General features: G+C 51.3%; 19 protein-coding genes and 1 pseudogene. 16 read left to right on the forward strand and 4 right to left on the reverse strand.

The genetic code is table 11. The annotated features are described in order from the left end of the window. Positions 1 to 75 precede the first annotated feature (75 nt). From DFP94_RS21395 to DFP94_RS21425, 7 genes are all read left to right on the forward strand, one after another. On the forward strand, positions 76 to 1,821 hold the full coding sequence (locus tag DFP94_RS21395) for a two-component system sensor histidine kinase NtrB (RefSeq protein ID WP_114498508.1): 1,746 nt from the start codon (positions 76 to 78) through the stop codon (positions 1,819 to 1,821). Between the two features lie 163 nt (positions 1,822 to 1,984). Next, a complete protein-coding gene (locus tag DFP94_RS21400; protein WP_114498509.1) occupies positions 1,985 to 2,419 on the forward strand; it encodes a BrxA/BrxB family bacilliredoxin in 435 nt (144 codons plus the stop codon). A gap of 115 nt (positions 2,420 to 2,534) precedes the next feature. After that, positions 2,535 to 3,344 carry an NAD(+) synthase gene (nadE, locus tag DFP94_RS21405; RefSeq protein WP_114498510.1) on the forward strand — a complete coding sequence of 270 codons (810 nt, stop codon included), beginning with the start codon at positions 2,535 to 2,537 and terminating at the stop codon, positions 3,342 to 3,344. A 212-nt stretch (positions 3,345 to 3,556) separates the two neighbouring features. Then, positions 3,557 to 4,198, forward strand: coding sequence for a YIP1 family protein (locus DFP94_RS21410; RefSeq protein WP_114498511.1), 642 nt, complete (start codon positions 3,557 to 3,559; stop codon positions 4,196 to 4,198). A 29-nt stretch (positions 4,199 to 4,227) separates the two neighbouring features. Further along, the gene (locus DFP94_RS21415) at positions 4,228 to 5,295 is read left to right on the forward strand and encodes an efflux RND transporter periplasmic adaptor subunit (RefSeq protein WP_245955051.1); all 1,068 of its coding nucleotides are present in this window, start codon (positions 4,228 to 4,230) and stop codon (positions 5,293 to 5,295) included. Continuing rightward, complete coding sequence (locus tag DFP94_RS21420) at positions 5,292 to 5,981, forward strand: ABC transporter ATP-binding protein (RefSeq protein ID WP_114498513.1); 690 nt, start codon at positions 5,292 to 5,294, stop codon at positions 5,979 to 5,981. Before DFP94_RS21415 ends, DFP94_RS21420 begins: the two co-directional genes overlap by 4 nt. Continuing rightward, positions 5,978 to 7,177, forward strand: a complete 1,200-nt coding sequence (locus tag DFP94_RS21425) for an ABC transporter permease (protein ID WP_114498514.1) — start codon at positions 5,978 to 5,980, stop codon at positions 7,175 to 7,177. Before DFP94_RS21420 ends, DFP94_RS21425 begins: the two co-directional genes overlap by 4 nt. A 45-nt stretch (positions 7,178 to 7,222) precedes the next feature. Here the strand turns inward: DFP94_RS21425 and DFP94_RS21430 are convergent, their stop codons facing one another. Then, on the reverse strand, positions 7,223 to 8,125 hold the full coding sequence (locus DFP94_RS21430; RefSeq protein ID WP_114498515.1) for an AraC family transcriptional regulator: 903 nt from the start codon (positions 8,123 to 8,125) through the stop codon (positions 7,223 to 7,225). Positions 8,126 to 8,185: 60 nt separating this feature from the next. Further along, positions 8,186 to 9,052, reverse strand: coding sequence for an alpha/beta fold hydrolase (locus DFP94_RS21435; RefSeq protein ID WP_114498516.1), 867 nt, complete (start codon positions 9,050 to 9,052; stop codon positions 8,186 to 8,188). 237 nt (positions 9,053 to 9,289) lie between these two features. Between DFP94_RS21435 and acpS the strand changes: the two genes are divergently transcribed. Together acpS and mutY are read left to right on the forward strand one after the other, a co-directional pair. Continuing rightward, positions 9,290 to 9,679 (forward strand): holo-ACP synthase, encoded by a 390-nt coding sequence (gene acpS / locus DFP94_RS21440; RefSeq protein WP_114498517.1) that lies wholly within the window; start codon positions 9,290 to 9,292, stop codon positions 9,677 to 9,679. Between the two features lie 37 nt (positions 9,680 to 9,716). After that, on the forward strand, positions 9,717 to 10,922 hold the full coding sequence (mutY, locus tag DFP94_RS21445) for an A/G-specific adenine glycosylase (RefSeq protein WP_114498518.1): 1,206 nt from the start codon (positions 9,717 to 9,719) through the stop codon (positions 10,920 to 10,922). Between the two features lie 358 nt (positions 10,923 to 11,280). On the opposite strand, the gene DFP94_RS21450 is transcribed toward mutY, so the two are convergent. Further along, a complete protein-coding gene (locus tag DFP94_RS21450; RefSeq protein ID WP_114498519.1) occupies positions 11,281 to 11,493 on the reverse strand; it encodes a hypothetical protein in 213 nt (70 codons plus the stop codon). 18 nt (positions 11,494 to 11,511) lie between these two features. Next, entirely contained in the window at positions 11,512 to 12,126 is a 615-nt protein-coding gene (locus DFP94_RS21455) for a superoxide dismutase (RefSeq protein ID WP_114498520.1), read from the reverse strand. 425 nt (positions 12,127 to 12,551) lie between these two features. On the opposite strand from DFP94_RS21455, the gene DFP94_RS21460 reads away from it, so the two are divergent. The 7 genes and pseudogenes from DFP94_RS21460 to folE all read left to right on the forward strand — a co-directional run bounded on the left by DFP94_RS21460 (position 12,552) and on the right by folE (position 17,498). After that, on the forward strand, positions 12,552 to 12,998 hold the full coding sequence (locus DFP94_RS21460) for a GNAT family N-acetyltransferase (protein WP_114498521.1): 447 nt from the start codon (positions 12,552 to 12,554) through the stop codon (positions 12,996 to 12,998). 161 nt (positions 12,999 to 13,159) lie between these two features. Then, complete coding sequence (gene lepB / locus DFP94_RS21465) at positions 13,160 to 13,780, forward strand: signal peptidase I (RefSeq protein ID WP_114498522.1); 621 nt, start codon at positions 13,160 to 13,162, stop codon at positions 13,778 to 13,780. A gap of 32 nt (positions 13,781 to 13,812) precedes the next feature. Next, positions 13,813 to 14,256, forward strand: a complete 444-nt coding sequence (gene rnhA / locus DFP94_RS21470; protein ID WP_114498523.1) for a ribonuclease HI — start codon at positions 13,813 to 13,815, stop codon at positions 14,254 to 14,256. A 42-nt stretch (positions 14,257 to 14,298) separates the two neighbouring features. After that, positions 14,299 to 15,477, forward strand: a pseudogene (gene queG / locus DFP94_RS21475) (tRNA epoxyqueuosine(34) reductase QueG); the annotation flags it as partial. 23 nt (positions 15,478 to 15,500) lie between these two features. After that, complete coding sequence (locus DFP94_RS21480; protein ID WP_114498525.1) at positions 15,501 to 16,535, forward strand: HD-GYP domain-containing protein; 1,035 nt, start codon at positions 15,501 to 15,503, stop codon at positions 16,533 to 16,535. A gap of 87 nt (positions 16,536 to 16,622) precedes the next feature. Continuing rightward, on the forward strand, positions 16,623 to 16,859 hold the full coding sequence (locus DFP94_RS21485; RefSeq protein WP_114498526.1) for a YneF family protein: 237 nt from the start codon (positions 16,623 to 16,625) through the stop codon (positions 16,857 to 16,859). A gap of 45 nt (positions 16,860 to 16,904) precedes the next feature. Next, complete coding sequence (folE, locus tag DFP94_RS21490) at positions 16,905 to 17,498, forward strand: GTP cyclohydrolase I FolE (protein ID WP_114498527.1); 594 nt, start codon at positions 16,905 to 16,907, stop codon at positions 17,496 to 17,498. Positions 17,499 to 17,662 lie beyond the last annotated feature (164 nt).

Raw genomic sequence — 17,662 nt, forward strand, 5'->3', positions numbered from 1 at the left:
AAGAAATATTGTAAAACTTTGTCGCCTATGATTTAATCGGAAATAGGATAATTCTTCCGCCAAAGGAGGGAGAACATGGGGGAAATAAAAGAAATTCTGCTGCAGATGCTGATCGCCGGCGTACCTGCATTTTTGTTCCCGTTGATCTATGGGAATTGCACCTCCAATCACATGTCGAAGGAAGGGGGCATCTGCAAAAATTCCTATTCCGTTGGGCTTTTTTATACTTGCACGGTAAGTATGTTGCTTTGCTCGATATTTTCCACCCGATTATGGGATGAGCTTCCGATTAATTATGGTATTTTGCCGCTGTTTGCTTTGATGCTATACGGCCGGTTGCGCGACGGCGTAGCGCTTGCACTGATTCAACTGCTTCTTTATCCTTTATTTGCATTAAACTTCACTTTTTCCGGAATGATTCTGGAAACGGGCATGCTTTTGTACCCGATGGTGCTCCTGGCATCGAATTATTTTAAAGTGACGACAAGGCACGGGAAGGTTGTAACGCTTTCCGTATTTTTTGTCGCAGGCGAGTTAATGATCACGTCCTCCCCGTTCATGACCGGGACGGAAACGCTTCGAACCGATTTGTCCTCCCTGGCGGCAACTGCGGTCAATGTACTCGTTACCTTGATGATCGGAGCGTTGTTCGTCTATATGATCGAGCATACGCTGGAAAAGGAAAAGCTCCGCTTGCAGGTTATGCAGTTGTCCCGTAATTATTTCCGCGAAGCGGAAAAGCTGCAACAGAGCCTCGACGCCGCTCCGCTCAGCATTATTTTGCTCGACCGGCAGAGAGATATTATGGCGATCAACGAGACGTTCCTCCGTCTCTATCGCCGGAGCGATCCGACAGCTACCCGCGAAAATCTCATCAGGCACAAGCTGAATATTGTACTTACGGATATCCAGTTTGAAGTATTAATATCCCGGGCCGCCCAGACGCTCGAGGAAAATGCGATAACCCGCGAACTGCTCCAAAGCGGGGATCAAATCTATTTTACCAGTACGTCACCGATCAAAAAAGGCCACACCGACGAAACGATTGGGGCTGTACTGATTATTCAGGACATTACCGAGTTGGAGACGTTCCGTAAGGAACTGAATCATATTGAGCGGTTAAGCCTCGTCGGGCAAATGGCTGCAGGAATCACCCATGAAATTCGTAATCCTATGGCCGTTGTCCGGGGATTCCTGCAATTGATGCGGGAAAAGAGTCCATCTACCCTGGATCATTATTACCGGATCGTGTTGGAGGAACTGGACCGCGCCAACAGCATCATAAACGACTTTTTATCCCTGGCACAGAATCGGTCGGTCAAAATGGAACTGTGCAGCCTGCATGAAATCATCAAGGAGCTGACGCCGCTGCTTTGGGCGGACGCCAATCTGCGGGGCCAAAGTATCGAGGTCATGCTGGATGAGGAAGTGCCGGAACTGCTGTTGAACCAGAAGGAAATCAAGCAGTTAATACTGAATCTGGGACGCAACGGGATGGAAGCGATGGATGAAAAAGGTCAGTTGACTCTGGAGACGAAATGCGGCACGGACGGCGTGGAATTGTATGTTAAGGATACCGGCGCCGGCATTTCCCCGGCTCAGCAGGAGAGGCTGTTCGAACCGTTTTTCACGACGAAATCGCAGGGGACGGGCTTGGGCCTTTCGCTTTGCCTCAGCATTATGGAGCGCCACAGCGGAAAGATCAGCGTAGATTCCGAAGAAGGAAAAGGCACTACATTTACGGTTTTCTTCCCTTTTACTCAAACTGATCCATCTTCTCAGCGTCTTCGTAGCGGCACCTTGCCGCCGCTTGTCGATTAATAGGGATTCTTTTGTTTTTGGGGACGATGCTTATTGAAGGGTACATAGAAACGTTCATACAAAGTTGCTTTCCTTCCTTATGAATGTATAATTATATATAGTTTTAATACGAAGTGTGTGATCGCGCTTTCGGAACATAAGTTTTATAAGGAGTGAAGCAGCTATGTCAATGTCGTTTGATCAATATATGAGAGACATGGTTCAACCGATGCGGGATGAACTGACCTCTCTGGGAATCCGGGAGCTTCGGAGCCCTGAGGATGTGGAAGGAGCGCTGCCAACCGCGAAGGGAACGACGCTGGTCGTAGTGAACTCGGTTTGCGGCTGTGCGGCCGGACAATGCCGCCCGGGCGTGGCCAAAGCGCTACAGCACGATTTGACCCCGGACCACCTGTTTACCGTATTTGCAGGTCAGGATAAGGAAGCGACGGCAACGGCCCGCGAATATTTCGCGCCATATCCGCCGTCTTCACCATCCATTGCGTTGATGAAGGATGGCGAGCTCGTTCATTTCATCGAACGCCATCAAATTGAGGACCGTTCGGCTGAAGAAATCGCTGCCGATCTGACCGGTGCTTTTGACCGCTTTTGCCGGTAAGATATTCAGTAAGACAGTATCATAACGATTAGACCAGGCGTCCCGCAGTTCGGCAATCACAGCGACTTGCGGGGCGTTTTACATATGTCTGCAGAATGAGCGGAGGGATACCGGGATGAGCTTGCAGCAGGAAATCATTGACCGTTTAAGGGTAAAGCCCGTAATCGATGTGGAAGAGGAAGTCCGCATACGCGTGGATTTTTTGAAGGAATTCGTAAAAAGCTCCCGTACCACGGGACTGCTCGTCGCGATCAGCGGCGGCATCGACAGTGCGGTTGCAACCGGCTTGTGCAAGAAGGCAAGCGATGAACTGTCACGGGAGTCGGGCCGGGATTACATTACGCTCGGCGTATTCCAGCCTTACGGCGATCGGGAGGATATCGTGCATAGCTATGAAGTCGCCAAAGCTTTCGAATTGAGCCATACCGTGGAGACGAATATCGAGGAAGCGGTCGATGAAATCGCGCTGGAAGTAGAATACGGGCTTAAAAACATCGGGCAATTCCGGCATATGAGTCCTCAAGGGAAAGACCATGTCAAAGCCCGGACCGGGACGGCCGTGCAATATGCGCTGGCATTTGAACTCAATTTGCTGGTGGTCGGTACGTACCATGCTTCGGAAGTGTTCACGGGTTTCTATTCCGGGCATGGAGACGGGGGCGGCGATATTACTCCGCTAAGTTCGCTCAACAAGCGCCAAATCTGCCAGCTCGCCGCTTACCTGGGCGTGCCGGAAAGCATGATCGACAAGGAACCGACTGCCGGGCTGGGGGAAGGACAGAGAAATGAGAAGGAACCCGGAATCAGCAACGAGGATATTTGCGATTACCTGGAAGGCAAGGAGGTCGATTCCGCAATCCGGGAGCGGCTGGAGTCTTTCTACCGGAAGACCGAGTCTAAGCGCAACCCGATTCCGGGAATTTAATAAAGAAGCATACGCGTAACGGCTAACCGCTGAGAGCTACGGGCTCCGGCGGATTTTTTTATGTGCAAAAAAGTACAATCTTTGGAATATGGCAAAGTTTTCAAGACTTTAATGAATCTTTTAAGTCTCTTGAAGCGTATATATATCAGCAACTTATTTAATACATATTTTTTTTGAAGCGTGGAAAAAACGGGAGTTAAGGAGGATTTTATTTGAAAAATTTGTTTACTATTTTTGTTTCGCCAGAGGAAACGTTCAAGAGGGTCAGAGACAAAAGCAAGACAGCATGGCTTATTCCTTTTATCTTGCTCATCGCAATTTCTCTGGTATCGATTTTCCTGCAGATGCCGGTGATTGAACAAACCGCCAAAGAAAGCTTGCAAGTCAACGGTCTTGCTGATTCCGCCACGGTTGATACCGTCGTGGCCGGCGCTATTATTGGAGCAATAGTCATGGCCCCGCTCAGTATTGCAGCCGTTACTTTTATCGGAGCCCTTCTGTATATACTGCTGAATCTGATCGTCAGAGGCGAGGCTAAGTACATGCAGTTGGTCACGATGATATCCTACGCGGCGCTGCCGGGCACGCTGGGCGGATTAATTACATCAATTATTATTTTTGCTACGGGTGCGCAATCGGCGACCGAGGTTTCGCTCAGTTTGGCTGCTTTGGTATCGGATAAATCGAGCATGTTATACCACCTGCTGTTGCTCGTTAATCCATTCAGTCTCTGGGGATTGGCTTTGTACGTGGTCGGCGCCGCGGTGATGATGAAGCGTCCCCGCAAGACGGTCGGCATGTGGATCATCGGGACGTGGCTTGTATTTTCATTGGGTTCGCTGCTGCTGGTTTGATCTGAGTCTTCAAAGAATAGGATAGGGTGATGGATGTGTTAAAGAAAAAATGGATATGGGGTATTATTATTGGCGTGGTTGTGATCGGCCTCGTTCTCGTCAATATCGTAAACACGAATCGGGCTGCACCGGTTAAGACCGTCGAGGTCGCCGAAGATTCTATCGTCGAAGTAATCTACACCAATGGTAAGCTGGAGCCGGAAAATACGACGGAGATGTATTCTCCGGCCAGCGGAGTCGTGGAGGATCTAAAAATTAAGCTCGGGGATACGGTAACCAAAGGCCAGATTCTGCTAACCCTTAAAATGGATGAGATGAAGGAACAACTCAAGAAAGAACGGTTGAATTTACAACTGGCGGAGTCCGAGCGCCTTCAGGCGAAAAAGAAGCATTTCGACAACTTCAAAAAGGTGATGAACGAGGATCCCGGACAAGACTTGGCGGAAGTGGATTTGACAGCCTATGATTTGCGCATTCAAAGCAGCAAGCTGATAATTGCTTCTTTGGAGAAAAAGCTGACGAACAGCGTCGTTCATGCGCCGGTTGAAGGGGTTGTTACCGGACTAACCGTCAATGAAGGCCAACTAATCGCGGAGGGAAGCTCGATCGTTTCGATCTCCGACTTGTCTTCGTACAAAGTTCGCGCTTATTTGAATGAGTTGGATGCCGGCAAGGCCGCTATGGGTATGAAAGCTGTCATCACCAGCGAGTCGTTCGCGGGGACGTATGACGGCGAAGTCACTTATTTGGCTCCGACTGCGAAAATTGTCGATACTACTTCCAAAGATACTTCGGTGGAGATGACCGTAGGCTTGAAGACGACGTCCGCCGAACTTCGCTCCGGCTACAACGTAGCGATCGCCATGGAAATTCCGGACAAGCCTCGGCTGCTGGTGCCGATTAGTGCCGTGCAATATGAGGGAGAGCAGGCTTTCGTTTTCAAACCGGAAGAGGGGAGAGCCGTTAAAGTGCCGGTTACGACCGGAAAAGAGGGCGATGAACAGATCGAGATCGTTAGCGGGGCCGCGAAAGGGGACCGGATTGTGGTGGACGGTGTGGACTCGCTGCGAGACGGCGATAAGGTGAGCGTTCAATGATTACGCTCAGCGGCATCACCAAAGTATACAAAAACGGACCGCTTGAAGTGGAGGCGCTCAGCCATATTGATTTGCAGATTGAACGGGGCGAATTCGTGGCCATCATGGGCAGTTCCGGCTCGGGCAAGTCTACGCTGATGAATATCATCGGATGCCTCGACGTGCCGACCTCCGGCAGTTACTTGCTGGATGGGGAAGAAGTTCATACGCTGAATGAAGACGATTTGGCCCGAGTCCGTAACCGGAAAATCGGGTTTGTGTTCCAGAGCTTTAATCTGCTGGGACGGCAGACGGTGCTGCAAAACGTGACGCTGCCGATGATGTACGCGGGGACTTCCAGGGAGAAGCGTCAGGAGCGAGCGCTTGGCCTGCTGGACAAGGTCGGCCTGAAGGATCGCGTGAAACATCGCCCCAATGAACTGTCCGGCGGGCAAAAACAGCGGGTGGCGATCGCCCGGGCATTGACGATGGAAGCTCCAATTTTGCTTGCGGACGAACCGACCGGGAATCTGGATACGAAGTCCTCCCAGGATATCATGGCCTTGTTCAAAGAGATTCACCGGGAAGGAACGACGATTGTACTCGTAACGCATGAACCCGAAATCGCCGAACATGCGGATCGCGTGCTTCTGTTCGGGGACGGCAAGCTGCTCAAGGATACGCGCAAAGGGAGTGTCCGCCTATGAGCATTTGGGAGAGCGTATGGGTTGCTCTGGACAATTTGCGGATGAACAAGCTCCGTTCCTTTTTGACGATGATCGGCATCGTGTTCGGGGTTGCTGCGGTCGTAACGGTAGTGTCGATCGGGCAGGCCGGACAGTCGTCCATCATTTCGATGGTCTCCAATTACGGGGACGGCTATTTCGTGATTTATCCGAATTATAACGATGAAACCAACGTGGAAAAGGCCGATTTCCGGCAGCGGGATATGGCTGAAGTCCGCAAGGTGCCCGGCGTTCGTTATGTTTCAGCCTCCATGGGCTATGGGGTGACGACCATGCTAAAGCAAGAGAAGCTGCGCTTCACCGTAACGGGCACCACCTCGGAGATGCCTAAAATGCAAAAGATTGATATGGAGGCAGGAAGGTTTTTTAAAGCGGAGGAAGAAAGAGGCAGGCAGAAGGTCGTCGTAATCGACGCTAAATATGCTGAAAAGGCATTTGGGTCGGCCAAAGGAGCCGTTGGCAGAAGAGTCGTTCTGGGGAACGATACCTTCCGCATTGTCGGCGTATACAAAACCCAGGATAATATAATGAGCGGAATGGAGGGCGAACGGTATACCGGGTATGTGCCAATCACGACGCTTTCCTATGGTGATACCGAGAATGACGGGCGGCTCGGGATGCTGCAGATTATAGCCTCCTCTCCCGATCAGATGGATGAGACGATAAAGACGCTGAAGGATTGGCTGGCGGAACGGAAGAATGTGGAACCTGACTCGTATATCGCCGAAACCGGCAAAGATGCCGAAAAAATGGTATCCAGCACCTTCTCCATTCTTCAAACGATTATTGGATCTATCGCAGGAATCTCCCTTCTGGTCGGGGGCATCGGCGTCATGAACATCATGCTCGTATCGGTGACGGAACGGACACGGGAGATCGGAATACGCAAAGCGATCGGGGCGACTCCGGGGACGATTATGCTGCAGTTCATGATCGAGGCGGTCATCCTCTCGTTTATCGGCGGAACGCTGGGTGCGCTGCTGGGACTGTTTGCGGCATATATGTTCGCCCTCATCTCGGGATGGCCTTTCGTCATTTCGATTTGGGCTATCCTGCTCGCGTTCGGATTCTCGGCCGCGGTCGGCATTTTCTTCGGCCTGTATCCAGCGAACAGGGCTTCCAAACTGCATCCGATCGAAGCGCTTCGCTACGAATAGTGCAAAATAAAAAGAAGGGCCTTCCGCGGGGGAAGGCCCTTCTTTTTATTTTGCTTCCGCTGGTTGAACCGGGATGTAAATGTCAATTTGCTTGCCTTCCTTCGGCCAGCACCGCTGATCGTACCATTCGAAGTCGGGAGCGCAAGCCTGCTCGTAACCGGAGGAAGGGAACCATTCACTAAAAATTTGGTTCCATGTTTCCTGAATGGACGACGTGAAATCTTCCTGGCTTACGGGCGGAGTCGTGAAGATGGCGTAGGTGGCTTCCGGGATTACGTAGTCTACCATTCCTTCAGGCACCTCGGTAACGTTATCCGTCTCAAAACCGATGATGTAACGGAACATTCCGTCCTCGTCCATGGCGGTGCAAATGCCGAGCTCTACATCGGGACGCTTTTTGCCGGGCACTTTTTCGCCTAACCGATCCTTCATGTAAGCTTGCCAGAAGGCCGGAATCTCCGTGCTGTTCTGTCCTTCTACCGTGGTCGTTTGAATCCCATAACCGATAACTCTCATAGCTTGGCTAGTCTCAATCCGATATTCCATGTTAACTTCTCCCCGTTCCAAATAGATTTTTTCATCGAATAAAGGTTGCAGCTCGGCCTTGGCGACGATGTATGGAGGGCGTCCCAGCCTGCGGCAGGCCGACGGCAAAATACCGTACATTTTCCGGAATGCCCTCGTAAAAGCCTCATGGGAACCGAAGCCGCATTCCAGCGCGATGTCGAGCAGCTTTTTGTTGCTGAAGGCAAGCAACTCGGCCGCTTTGGACAGCCGCCGTTTCCGGATGTACGAGGTCACGGTATCGCCTACCATATACAGGAAGGTACGATGGAAGTGGTACTCCGAATAATGCATGGCCTGGGACACTTCCTTTAACGTCAACTCCTCGTCAAGCCGCGATTCGATATATTCGATGCTTTGCTGAATGGTTTCAAAATTGTTCATGAACTTCCTCCAGACCGGTCTATGGAATAAGTATAGCGGACGGGGGAGCGGTAAACTTGATCAATCTTGCTTTCCGTCATGGTGGGGAGATGATGACGCGCCAACGGTGGCTGCAATGAAGGACTGAGTGGCCTGGAGCGCCTCCGAGAAGGATTCCGTAAACCCTTGAAACGGATGGACGGTGCCGAAAGTATGATTGCCCCCCTGGATTTGGATCAAGGAGATATCCGGACGCAGCTTGACCAGTTCCGCCGATCCTTTGCGCAAATGTGCGCCGTCTTCCGAGCCTTGAATCAGGACGGCGGAGAAATCGGAACCGGAGCCGAGTGCCATACGGCCCAAAATATCGTATCGATCCCGCTGTGAATCCAGATCCTCAAGGATGACCCGGTCGAGAGGCATTTGCTGCCCGGTCCGCCCGTTGAGTACATAGCTTCGTCCGGCTTCGCGCATCTCTTCTTTCTGCTTGTCACTGAACAGGTTAAGGTTCGTAATTCCGTTCCAGGAGATGACCCCGCGGACCTGGCCGGGATGATCGAGGGCATAGACGAGGCAGACTCCGGCGCCCCGGCTGTGACCGAGCAAAAACAGCGGAAGCCCGTGGAACTGAAGATCGCTTTGTAAGTGAGCGATAAGGCTGTTCAAATCGGACAGTTCCCGGTCATAGGTGTTTACGGCGAATTTCTCCAGTTCGGTGAATTGGTCCGGTTCGTCGCCGATTCCGTTATGGGAGAAGTTGAACGTGACGATTTCATGATTGCGGCTTAAATATTCGGCGGCGTGCGGAAACATGCCCCAGTCCTTGAATCCTTTATATCCGTGCGCGATGACAATCAGGCTTTTGGAGGTGCCGGGGGATTGTGCCGGAAAGCGGGAACATCTCAGCACGGCCCCGTCTTTAAGCGGAATTTGGAAATCGATCGCCATATGTGATCCATCCTTTCGTAAGACCGTCATTATGCGCTAATTATAACATAGGAAATTTTACCGGACTCGCTTCATGAATGCTTCCCTGTTACAATGTGAATGTGTGATGCGGGGTAAGCAAACAAGCCGATCGGTGAATTTGTGAAGCAGTAAATTACTGGCTTACGTATGCGAATTACGAATAGAGAATTTGTTGAATAGCGGCCAAAGAAGACAAAGAGGAAGAAGGGCAGCCTTTTGATATATGGAATTGGTCATGATGTAGTGGAAATCGGACGCATGCACCGCATACTGGAAGGGGCAGCCGGTGAAAAGCTGAAGCAGCGGATATTGACACCTGCAGAGTTGCTTCTTCCTGGATGCGCGGCGCGGCCCGCGGAATTTCTGTCCGGACGGTTTGCCGCGAAGGAGGCGGTAAGCAAGGCGTTCGGTTGCGGTATAGGACAAGTGCTTGGATTTGCCGACATGGAAATTTTGCCGGACGACAAAGGCAAGCCCTCAATCGTGCTGTCTTCAGGGGCATGGGGCCGTCTGGGATTATTCCCTGGGGAATACGACATCCATTTGAGCATCACCCATGAGCGCCAGCTAGCTTCGGCTTTTGCCGTGGTAGAGCAATTGCGGTGAAATTCAATTTTTGAACAGGTATTTAAAGGAGAAACCGATGCAGGAAAGCATAGATAGCAAAAAATATTTCAGTACAGAGTTGCTTGAATGGTACGAACGTTCCAAAAGGGATTTACCCTGGCGCAGACAGCGTGATCCCTACTATATATGGGTATCCGAAATTATGCTGCAGCAGACGCGGGTCGACACGGTGATTCCGTATTTTCAGCGGTTTATCGAGCGTTTCCCGACGCTGAACGATTTGGCCGAAGCGCCGGAAGAAGAGGTGCTCAAATGCTGGGAAGGGCTCGGGTATTATTCCCGGGCCCGCAATTTGCAGGCGGCTGCGCGGCAGGTAGTGGAGCGCCACGGCGGGGTAGTTCCGGCGAATAAGGCGGATGTGGCCGCGCTTAAGGGAGTCGGTCCGTATACGACCGGCGCGATTCTCAGCATCGCCTTCAACCAGCCGGAACCGGCCGTTGACGGCAATGTGATGCGGGTGCTGTCGCGTTATTTTCTGATTCGGGACGATATCATGAAAACAGGTACGCGCACCTTGATGGAAGAATTGGCCGCCGGGCTGATTCCGCGGGGAAGAGCCGCGGACTTCAATCAGGCACTGATGGAACTGGGCGCGCTGGTGTGCACACCCAAGTCCCCGCAGTGCCTGGTCTGCCCGGTTATGGCTCATTGCGCGGCCCGAATTGAGGGCGCGGAGGATATCCTGCCGGTGAAGAGCAAGGCGAAGCCGCCGCGGCCGGAGTACCGGCTCGTCGCCCTTGTGGAGGGCGACGGGGAGCACGCCGGGCGCGTGCTCGTCCGCCGGCGGCCGGATGCGGGGCTGCTCGCACGGATGTGGGAGCTGCCCCACATCCCCGCAGCCGCGGTCGCCGGCGAAGGCGCCGGCCTGCCGGACGGGCCGGCGATGGACCGGCTCGCCGCGGGCCTTGCCGCCGCGGGCGTAGCCGCGGAGCCGGTGGAAGCGTTCATGGACGCGGAGCATACGTTCAGCCACATCCACTGGAACCTCCGCGTCTTCCGCTTCCGGGAAGCGGAAGACTCCAGTGTTAGCTCCGGCCTCGGCGCCGGGCTCGCCGCCGCCGAGGCATCGGCCGCCTACGAGTCAGACCCGGTTGCTGTTGAAACAACAACCGCCGAGGATTCTGCGGAATATCGCTGGATCACTCCGGAAGACATGGAGGAGCTTGCATTTCCCAATGTATTTCTGCGGATTTTGAAACAATACGCTCCATTATGGAAGTGAATCTAACTATAAAAAGGCTGGATGAGAGGCAAGTCTCTCGTCCAGCCCTTTTTTGCATACGTTAGCCATTCATTCTGCCTGAATTAACTGTAAAACCTCCAGTTATTTATCGGCGATTTTCTGCTTTCGAGAATTTAACTGTAAAACCTCCAGCTAAAATACTGCTTTATGTCCTCCAAGTGGGAGAAAGCTAAAATTAACTGCAAGTTTTCCATCTAATTTGCTCCACTGGCCCATACAGGGGAAATTAGATGTAGGAAATCCAGTTATTTTTGCCAAAACGGATGCTGCCCGACGCAACACTTAAAGTTGTGCCGGGCAGCATCTCTCAGCGAAGCGGTCTCCCACCTACGTGGGCTCAGATCATCCGGTTTTCCGTATCCTTCATGTTGTTTTGCTGATCGGGTTCATGGTGTTTGTCCGGCGAAACCTGACCATTGTCGACCGGAGTAGTGCCGCTGACGCTGCGCGCAAAGTTCGTGAATTGCTGCTTTTGCTTGTCGGCTTCATGTTTGTGCTTGAGCAATTCTTGCGGGTCGTTCGTCAATTCGTTTTGATTGTCCGTAGTCATGGAAATCCCCTCCAGAGTTTATTTTTTCGCGGCCTCATAACGTTTATTCACTTCATCCCAATTGATGATGTTCCAGAACGCGCCGATGTAATCGGGACGTTTGTTTTGATACTTAAGGTAGTAGGCATGCTCCCATACGTCGAGTCCAAGCACCGGAGTAAGTCCTTCGGATAGCGGATTATCCTGATTCGGCGTGCTGGTGACGGCGAGCTTGCCGTCTTTGCCGACTACCAGCCAGGCCCAACCGCTGCCGAAACGAGTCGTCGCGGCTTTGGTGAAGTCCTCCTTGAACTTCTCGAATCCGCCCAGTTCGCGTTCTATGGCTTCGCCGATTGCTCCGGTAGGAGTACCGCCTCCGCCCGGTCCGATAATCTGCCAGAACAAAGTATGGTTGGCATGTCCGCCACCGTTGTTCCGAACCGCCGTACGGATGCTTTCCGGGACACTGTCCAGGTCCGAGATGAGGTCTTCCACGCTTTTCTGCTGCAGATCCGGTGCGTTCTCAAGGGCTGCGTTCAGGTTGGTAACATAGGTATTATGGTGCCTGTCGTGATGAATATTCATCGTCTGTTCGTCGATATGAGGTTCCAATGCGTTTGCGGGATAGGGTAGGGCCGGGAGTTCATGAGCCATGTTTAAAATACCTCCGTCAATTTTGTTTTTTATTACCTTTAGTATTATTAACCTTTTAGAGGTTGATCAAAAAGTTACCGAGAAATCACCCGAGCGGTAATCATCCGTGGATTCCGAAAATGTTGTCGGAAAAGTCAACATAATGTAAAGCCAAGATTAACAATCCTATTATTGGAAGAGAAGCTGTTTTTATGCATTTACATTTCCAATATTAGAAAATTTTTTTAAAATAATAAATGTAAACGCTTCATATTAAGCGCTTTCAGAAGAAAAATGATGTATTCTGGAGATATATATGGTTTAATGGACAAGGAAGCAGTTTTTTTCTCGTTTTTGTCTGGATTCAACTATTCGGTTGGTGTAAAAATCATCGATCGTACATTTTACATGAATCTATCATATGTAGAAAAAAGGGAGATCATAGCATGCGTATTCGTTCCTTCCAGTTGAGCGATGTAAATCAAGTGATGGAGCTTTTGCAGGAAGCCTTAATGGAGGATTGCTACGAAGACACGAAGCGGGCGTTTGCCAGACAGCTGTCTTGGGATTCGGAATTAATTATGATAGCTGAGGTAGACGAGGAGATTGTGGGCATTTTGATTGGAACGATCGATCAGAATAATACAGGTTTCATTTACCGTACCGCAGTTCATCCGGATTACCGTCGTCAAGGAGTAGGCAAAAATCTCGTAACTGCTATGGAACAACGGTTTGAGCAGCGCAATATTCGTCAAATTATGATTGCCGGAGACCCGCACAACAAAGCGATTGCTCCGTTGTACGAGGCTATGGGCTATGGAGCCAGCAAATTTTTAGAGGCATTCCAGAAGCTCGGCATCGCTGCTGTAAGTTCGCTATCCGGATCCAGATAAAGAAGGAACACTTTAGTGCATTGCTTATTTTTGCAGATCTTAAGCATATCTTCCGCCCGTTGCAAATGGGCGCAGGATATGCTTTTCTATTATTAGACTGTTTTAAATTTAATGATAAGTTATTTTTTGATTTTTTTAAAACGCTACAGATGAGGTGCTTCATGGAGCCAGTATTTCCTTCCCGGCATGAGGAGGACTTGATAAATAATGAGCAAGTAAATAACAGCCCTGCAGAGAAACCGGTACTACCCAAGAAAGGCTGGGTGACCGAGCTTTGGGATATGCTCAAGACCGTGACGATCGCTTTTGCGGTGATGCTGCTTTTGAATGTATTCGTGTTCAATCTGTCCATGGTAAAAGGGCAATCGATGGAGCCGACGCTGGAAGAACAGGAGCGGCTGTTCGTTGATAAGATTGTCTATCGGTTTACAGAGCCGCGAGCGGGCGAGGTAGTTGTGCTTAGAGATCCAAGTACGGGTAACGACAAAAAACCGTTCCTTGTCAAACGGATCGTTGCCGTACCAGGACAAACGGTGGAAATCCGGGATCATCAGCTGCTGGTCGACGGACAGTCGCAGAGCGAGCCCTATACGGACACCGCAATCGAAGATAGCGATTTGGCCCCTGTAACTCTCGGGAAGAACGAGTATTTTGTGATGGGAGACAACCGCCATGCGGGGCGGAGTAAGGACAGCCGCTATTTCGGCAGTGTGAAAAAGGGGAGCATTGTGGGCCGGGCGGAATTCGTGTTCTGGCCGATTGCGAAGATACGAGGTCTGTAGTGGATTGTAGTCGAATATTGGAGGTAGCTAACTTGAAAGAAATTATGATTTACACGGATGGGGCCTGTTCGGGTAACCCGGGACCGGGGGGATGGGGCGCCGTGCTTCTATATCAAGGTCACCGCAAGGAAATGTCCGGCGGAGAGCCGATGTCAACGAATAACCGGATGGAGATCCAGGCTGTGATTTCGGCGCTGAGCCAGTTAAAAGAGCCATGCAAGGCGCAGGTCTATAGCGATTCCGCCTATGTGGTCAACTGCTTTCAGAAAGGCTGGATTCACGGATGGCTAAAGAACGGCTGGAAGAACAGCAAAGGACAACCGGTCGAGAATAAAGAATTGTGGCAGGAATTATGGCGGCTTATGGGCATTCATCAGGTGGAATATGTAAAGGTCAAGGGCCATAGCGATAACGAGCTTAACAATCATTGCGACCTGCTCGCGCGGGAAGCGATTAAACGCCTGTCCCTGAAATGATGGACAGCTACACCACGATTTACGCAAAAGGAGGAGAGAGCGATGGCGAGGGCCAACAACTTAACGAGCGAAACTTGGAAGCCGGGACAATCCGTATGGGACGAATTGAAACGGGAAATCAAGGCAGCCGCGCCATCGTTCGGTATTGATGATATCGGGTTTGCTTCCGCAGACCCGTTCTTGTCGCTGAAGTCCATTTTGCTGGATCGGCGCGAAAAGGGATATGAATCGGGCTTTGAAGAGCCGGATCTGGACAAGCGAATCTATCCGGAATTGTCTTTGGAACAGCCGGCATCGCTGATATCCATCGCCGTCGCCTATCCGTCCAAAATGGATAATCCGCCGAAATCGGAGCCGGGACGACGTCGCGGCATTCTCGCCAGGTCGGCCTGGGGACAGGATTATCACCAGGTTCTCCGGCAAGCGATGGCCAAACTGAAGGGATTTATTTTGGAACGGGTGCCGGACGCGCGGATCGAAGATATGGTTGACACGGGGGCTTTATCGGACAGAGCGGTGGCTCAGCGTGCGGGAATCGGGTTTCATGGCAAAAATTGCGCCATCATTTCTCCCGAATGGGGCTCTTGGATCTACCTGGGTGAATTGATTACGAATATACCGTTTCAGCCGGATACACCGGTAACAGAGGATTGCGGCGATTGTACAAAATGTTTGGATGCCTGTCCCACGGGTGCGCTGGTCGGTCCGGGGGTGCTCAATGCGCAGCGCTGCATATCTTTTTTGACTCAGACAAAGGGTTTTCTCGAAGAAGAATTTATGGTGAAGATCGGGAACCGGCTCTACGGATGCGATACTTGCCAGGTTGTCTGTCCCAAAAACAAAGGGAAGTCATGGTCACACCGCACGGAGCTGCAGCCCGATCCTGAAACGGTGAAACCGCTGCTTCTGCCCATTCTCGATTTGAGTAACCGGGAGTTTAAAGAGAGGTTCGGCGATAGCGCGGCGGCCTGGAGAGGAAAAAAACCAATTCAGCGAAACGCGGTTATTGCGCTCGGGAACTTCAAAGATCTCTCTTCCGTACCGAAATTAATAGATATCATGGTAAACGATCCGCGGCCGGTCTTGCGGGGAACCGCAGCCTGGGCTTTAAGCCGCATCGGCGGGGAGGAGGCGTTGGCGGCTGTCGCGAAAGCGGCTGAGAGTGAGGCTGATCCCGAAGTGCTCGAGCGCATCGAATCCGCCCGCATTAAACTGGAAGAAATCGTTACCTAGGGGGAGAAGGTATGAGATTTATCAGCATTGAGGATATCGAACCGGGTCAACTATTGGGAAAGACGGTATATTCATCTAACGGAACGGTGCTCTTGTCGTCGGGAGTTCAGCTTACGGTCTACATGATCAGCACGCTGAAACGGATCGGCGTTTCGATGCTTTACATCAAACACCCCGATTATGAGGATATCGAAATAGAAGACGTACTTAGCGAATCGACGAAACAGGCCGTATTTCGGGATATGAGCGAGACGCTGGAAGCGGTCCGGTCAGGCAAGGAATGGAGTCCACGGAAAATCAGCGCTTCCGTCGACAGTTTGCTTACGGACGTATTGAATCATAAAGAAGTGCTGGTTCAACTGAGTGAGATTCGTACGGCGGATAATGCGGCTTATCTGCATGCCGTAAATGTTTGCCTGATAGCTTCGATGATGGGGCTTAATCTGGGGCTGAATTACGGACAGCTCAAAGATTTGGCGATCGGGGCACTTCTTCATGATATAGGCAAGAACATTCCGCTGCCGGAGGACGCCGATCCCCAGGACGCCAAAAACCACCACACCTGGCGGGGGTTTGAAATCTTGAAGCATAAACGAGAGTTCAATTTGCTCATTGCCCACACGGCGTTCCAGCATCACGAGCGTTTGAACGGGACAGGCGTGCCGCGCGGTTTGAATGGTGAAGCGATCCATCAGTTTGCTAAAATCGTTGCGGTAGCCAATATGTACGATAATTTCATTGCCGATGGGAATGGGACCGGACGCGCAATGCTGCCGCACGAGGCATGCGAACAATTGATGGCCTGCTCCGAGCAGGTGCTTGACCGCGACGTGCTGGTGGAATTCACTCGCATCGTTTCCGTGTATCCGACCGGTACTGCGGTTCGGTTGTCAACTAAGGAGACGGGCGTCGTCGTACGCCAGCACCGCGGTCTGCCCGGACGTCCTGCCGTGCGCGTCGTTCAAGGTTCCGGGGAACTACTGGAAGTCAAAGAAGTAGATTTAGCCAACGAAACGACGGTGTTTATCGAAGCGGTTCTGGCTTGAATCGCATCTGCTTGAATGCTATGATATGTTGAGTGCGCTAGCTGTATGGCTTGACGCAAGGAGATTTTATACAGGGGTGGCTTAAGCATGGATATCGTAATTCCTATTATTACGTTAATCGTCGGTTTGGTCGGCGGCTTTGCGATCGGCGTCTTTTATTTGCGCAGACAAATGACGAAGATGCAGAATGATCCGCAAATGCTGCAAAAGATGGCGAAACAAATGGGGTATAATTTAAACGGCAAGCAAATGCAGCGTGCCCAGCAGATGATGAAAAATCAGAATCCAACGCCTCCGGCAGGGGGAAAACGCAAAAAGAAATAAGCTGCTTCAGATTGCGGCATAATTACTTGAAAGGAGGAGGCGCTAATGGCTGGAGTAAAAGATTATGTCAACACCCGGGTAGGGGATAACAGGGAGCAGATCGAGCATCACGTCCGCGAAATTCTCAAGCTCATCGGGGAAGATGTGGAACGTGAGGGACTGCTGGATACACCGGCGAGAGTAACCCGGATGTACGAGGAAATTTTTGGCGGATATGAAGTCGATCCCCGGGATGTTCTTGGAGTTACGTTTGAAGAGAACCATGAAGAGCTCGTAATTGTAAAAGATATCGTGTATTACAGCCAATGCGAGCACCATATGGCGCCTTTCTTCGGCAAGGTGCATATTGGATACATTCCAAGCGGCAGAATCGCCGGACTCAGCAAGCTGGCACGTCTGGTGGAAGCCGTGACCCGCCGTCTGCAAGTGCAAGAGCGTATCACGTCGCAAATCGCCGACATCATGGACGAGGTGCTTAAGCCTCAGGGAGTTATGGTCGTCGTCGAAGGGGAGCATTTATGCATGTGCGCACGAGGCGTCAAAAAGCCTGGGAGCAAAACGGTGACCTCGGCGGTAAGAGGAACCTTCCGCAAAGACGCCGCTTCACGGGCCGAGTTCCTTTCTTTGATTAAAGAGTAAGCAAAGAGAAATGGATTTAAAGTAAAGCCTTTGTTAAAGAGCGGTTGCGGCCGTCTTTAACAAAGGCTTTTTGGCGCACTTTCTTGAATTTCAGATCATGGGGACGGCGAGTAGTTTAGCGTCGCCGGGGAAATCGGGACGATGCTGATCGGAAAACCGTCCAA

The organism is Fontibacillus phaseoli (assembly GCF_003337355.1).
GTDB classification, from domain to species: domain Bacteria; phylum Bacillota; class Bacilli; order Paenibacillales; family Paenibacillaceae; genus Fontibacillus; species Fontibacillus phaseoli.

Excerpts from the sequence above, each read along its gene's own strand:
- DFP94_RS21420 (WP_114498513.1), top strand. The coding sequence starts at position 5,292 with ATGATTACGCTCAGCGGCATCACCAAAGTATACAAAAACGGACCGCTT.
- DFP94_RS21425 (WP_114498514.1), top strand. The coding sequence starts at position 5,978 with ATGAGCATTTGGGAGAGCGTATGGGTTGCTCTGGACAATTTGCGGATG.
- DFP94_RS21455 (WP_114498520.1), bottom strand. The coding sequence starts at position 12,126 with ATGGCTCATGAACTCCCGGCCCTACCCTATCCCGCAAACGCATTGGAA.
- DFP94_RS21460 (WP_114498521.1), top strand. The coding sequence starts at position 12,552 with ATGCGTATTCGTTCCTTCCAGTTGAGCGATGTAAATCAAGTGATGGAG.
- DFP94_RS21400 (WP_114498509.1), top strand. The coding sequence starts at position 1,985 with ATGTCAATGTCGTTTGATCAATATATGAGAGACATGGTTCAACCGATG.
- DFP94_RS21480 (WP_114498525.1), top strand. The coding sequence starts at position 15,501 with ATGAGATTTATCAGCATTGAGGATATCGAACCGGGTCAACTATTGGGA.
- DFP94_RS21415 (WP_245955051.1), top strand. The coding sequence starts at position 4,228 with ATGGATGTGTTAAAGAAAAAATGGATATGGGGTATTATTATTGGCGTG.
- nadE (WP_114498510.1), top strand. The coding sequence starts at position 2,535 with ATGAGCTTGCAGCAGGAAATCATTGACCGTTTAAGGGTAAAGCCCGTA.
- mutY (WP_114498518.1), top strand. The coding sequence starts at position 9,717 with ATGCAGGAAAGCATAGATAGCAAAAAATATTTCAGTACAGAGTTGCTT.
- DFP94_RS21395 (WP_114498508.1), top strand. The coding sequence starts at position 76 with ATGGGGGAAATAAAAGAAATTCTGCTGCAGATGCTGATCGCCGGCGTA.
- DFP94_RS21485 (WP_114498526.1), top strand. The coding sequence starts at position 16,623 with ATGGATATCGTAATTCCTATTATTACGTTAATCGTCGGTTTGGTCGGC.
- lepB (WP_114498522.1), top strand. The coding sequence starts at position 13,160 with ATGGAGCCAGTATTTCCTTCCCGGCATGAGGAGGACTTGATAAATAAT.
- DFP94_RS21450 (WP_114498519.1), bottom strand. The coding sequence starts at position 11,493 with ATGACTACGGACAATCAAAACGAATTGACGAACGACCCGCAAGAATTG.
- DFP94_RS21430 (WP_114498515.1), bottom strand. The coding sequence starts at position 8,125 with ATGAACAATTTTGAAACCATTCAGCAAAGCATCGAATATATCGAATCG.
- DFP94_RS21435 (WP_114498516.1), bottom strand. The coding sequence starts at position 9,052 with ATGGCGATCGATTTCCAAATTCCGCTTAAAGACGGGGCCGTGCTGAGA.
- folE (WP_114498527.1), top strand. The coding sequence starts at position 16,905 with ATGGCTGGAGTAAAAGATTATGTCAACACCCGGGTAGGGGATAACAGG.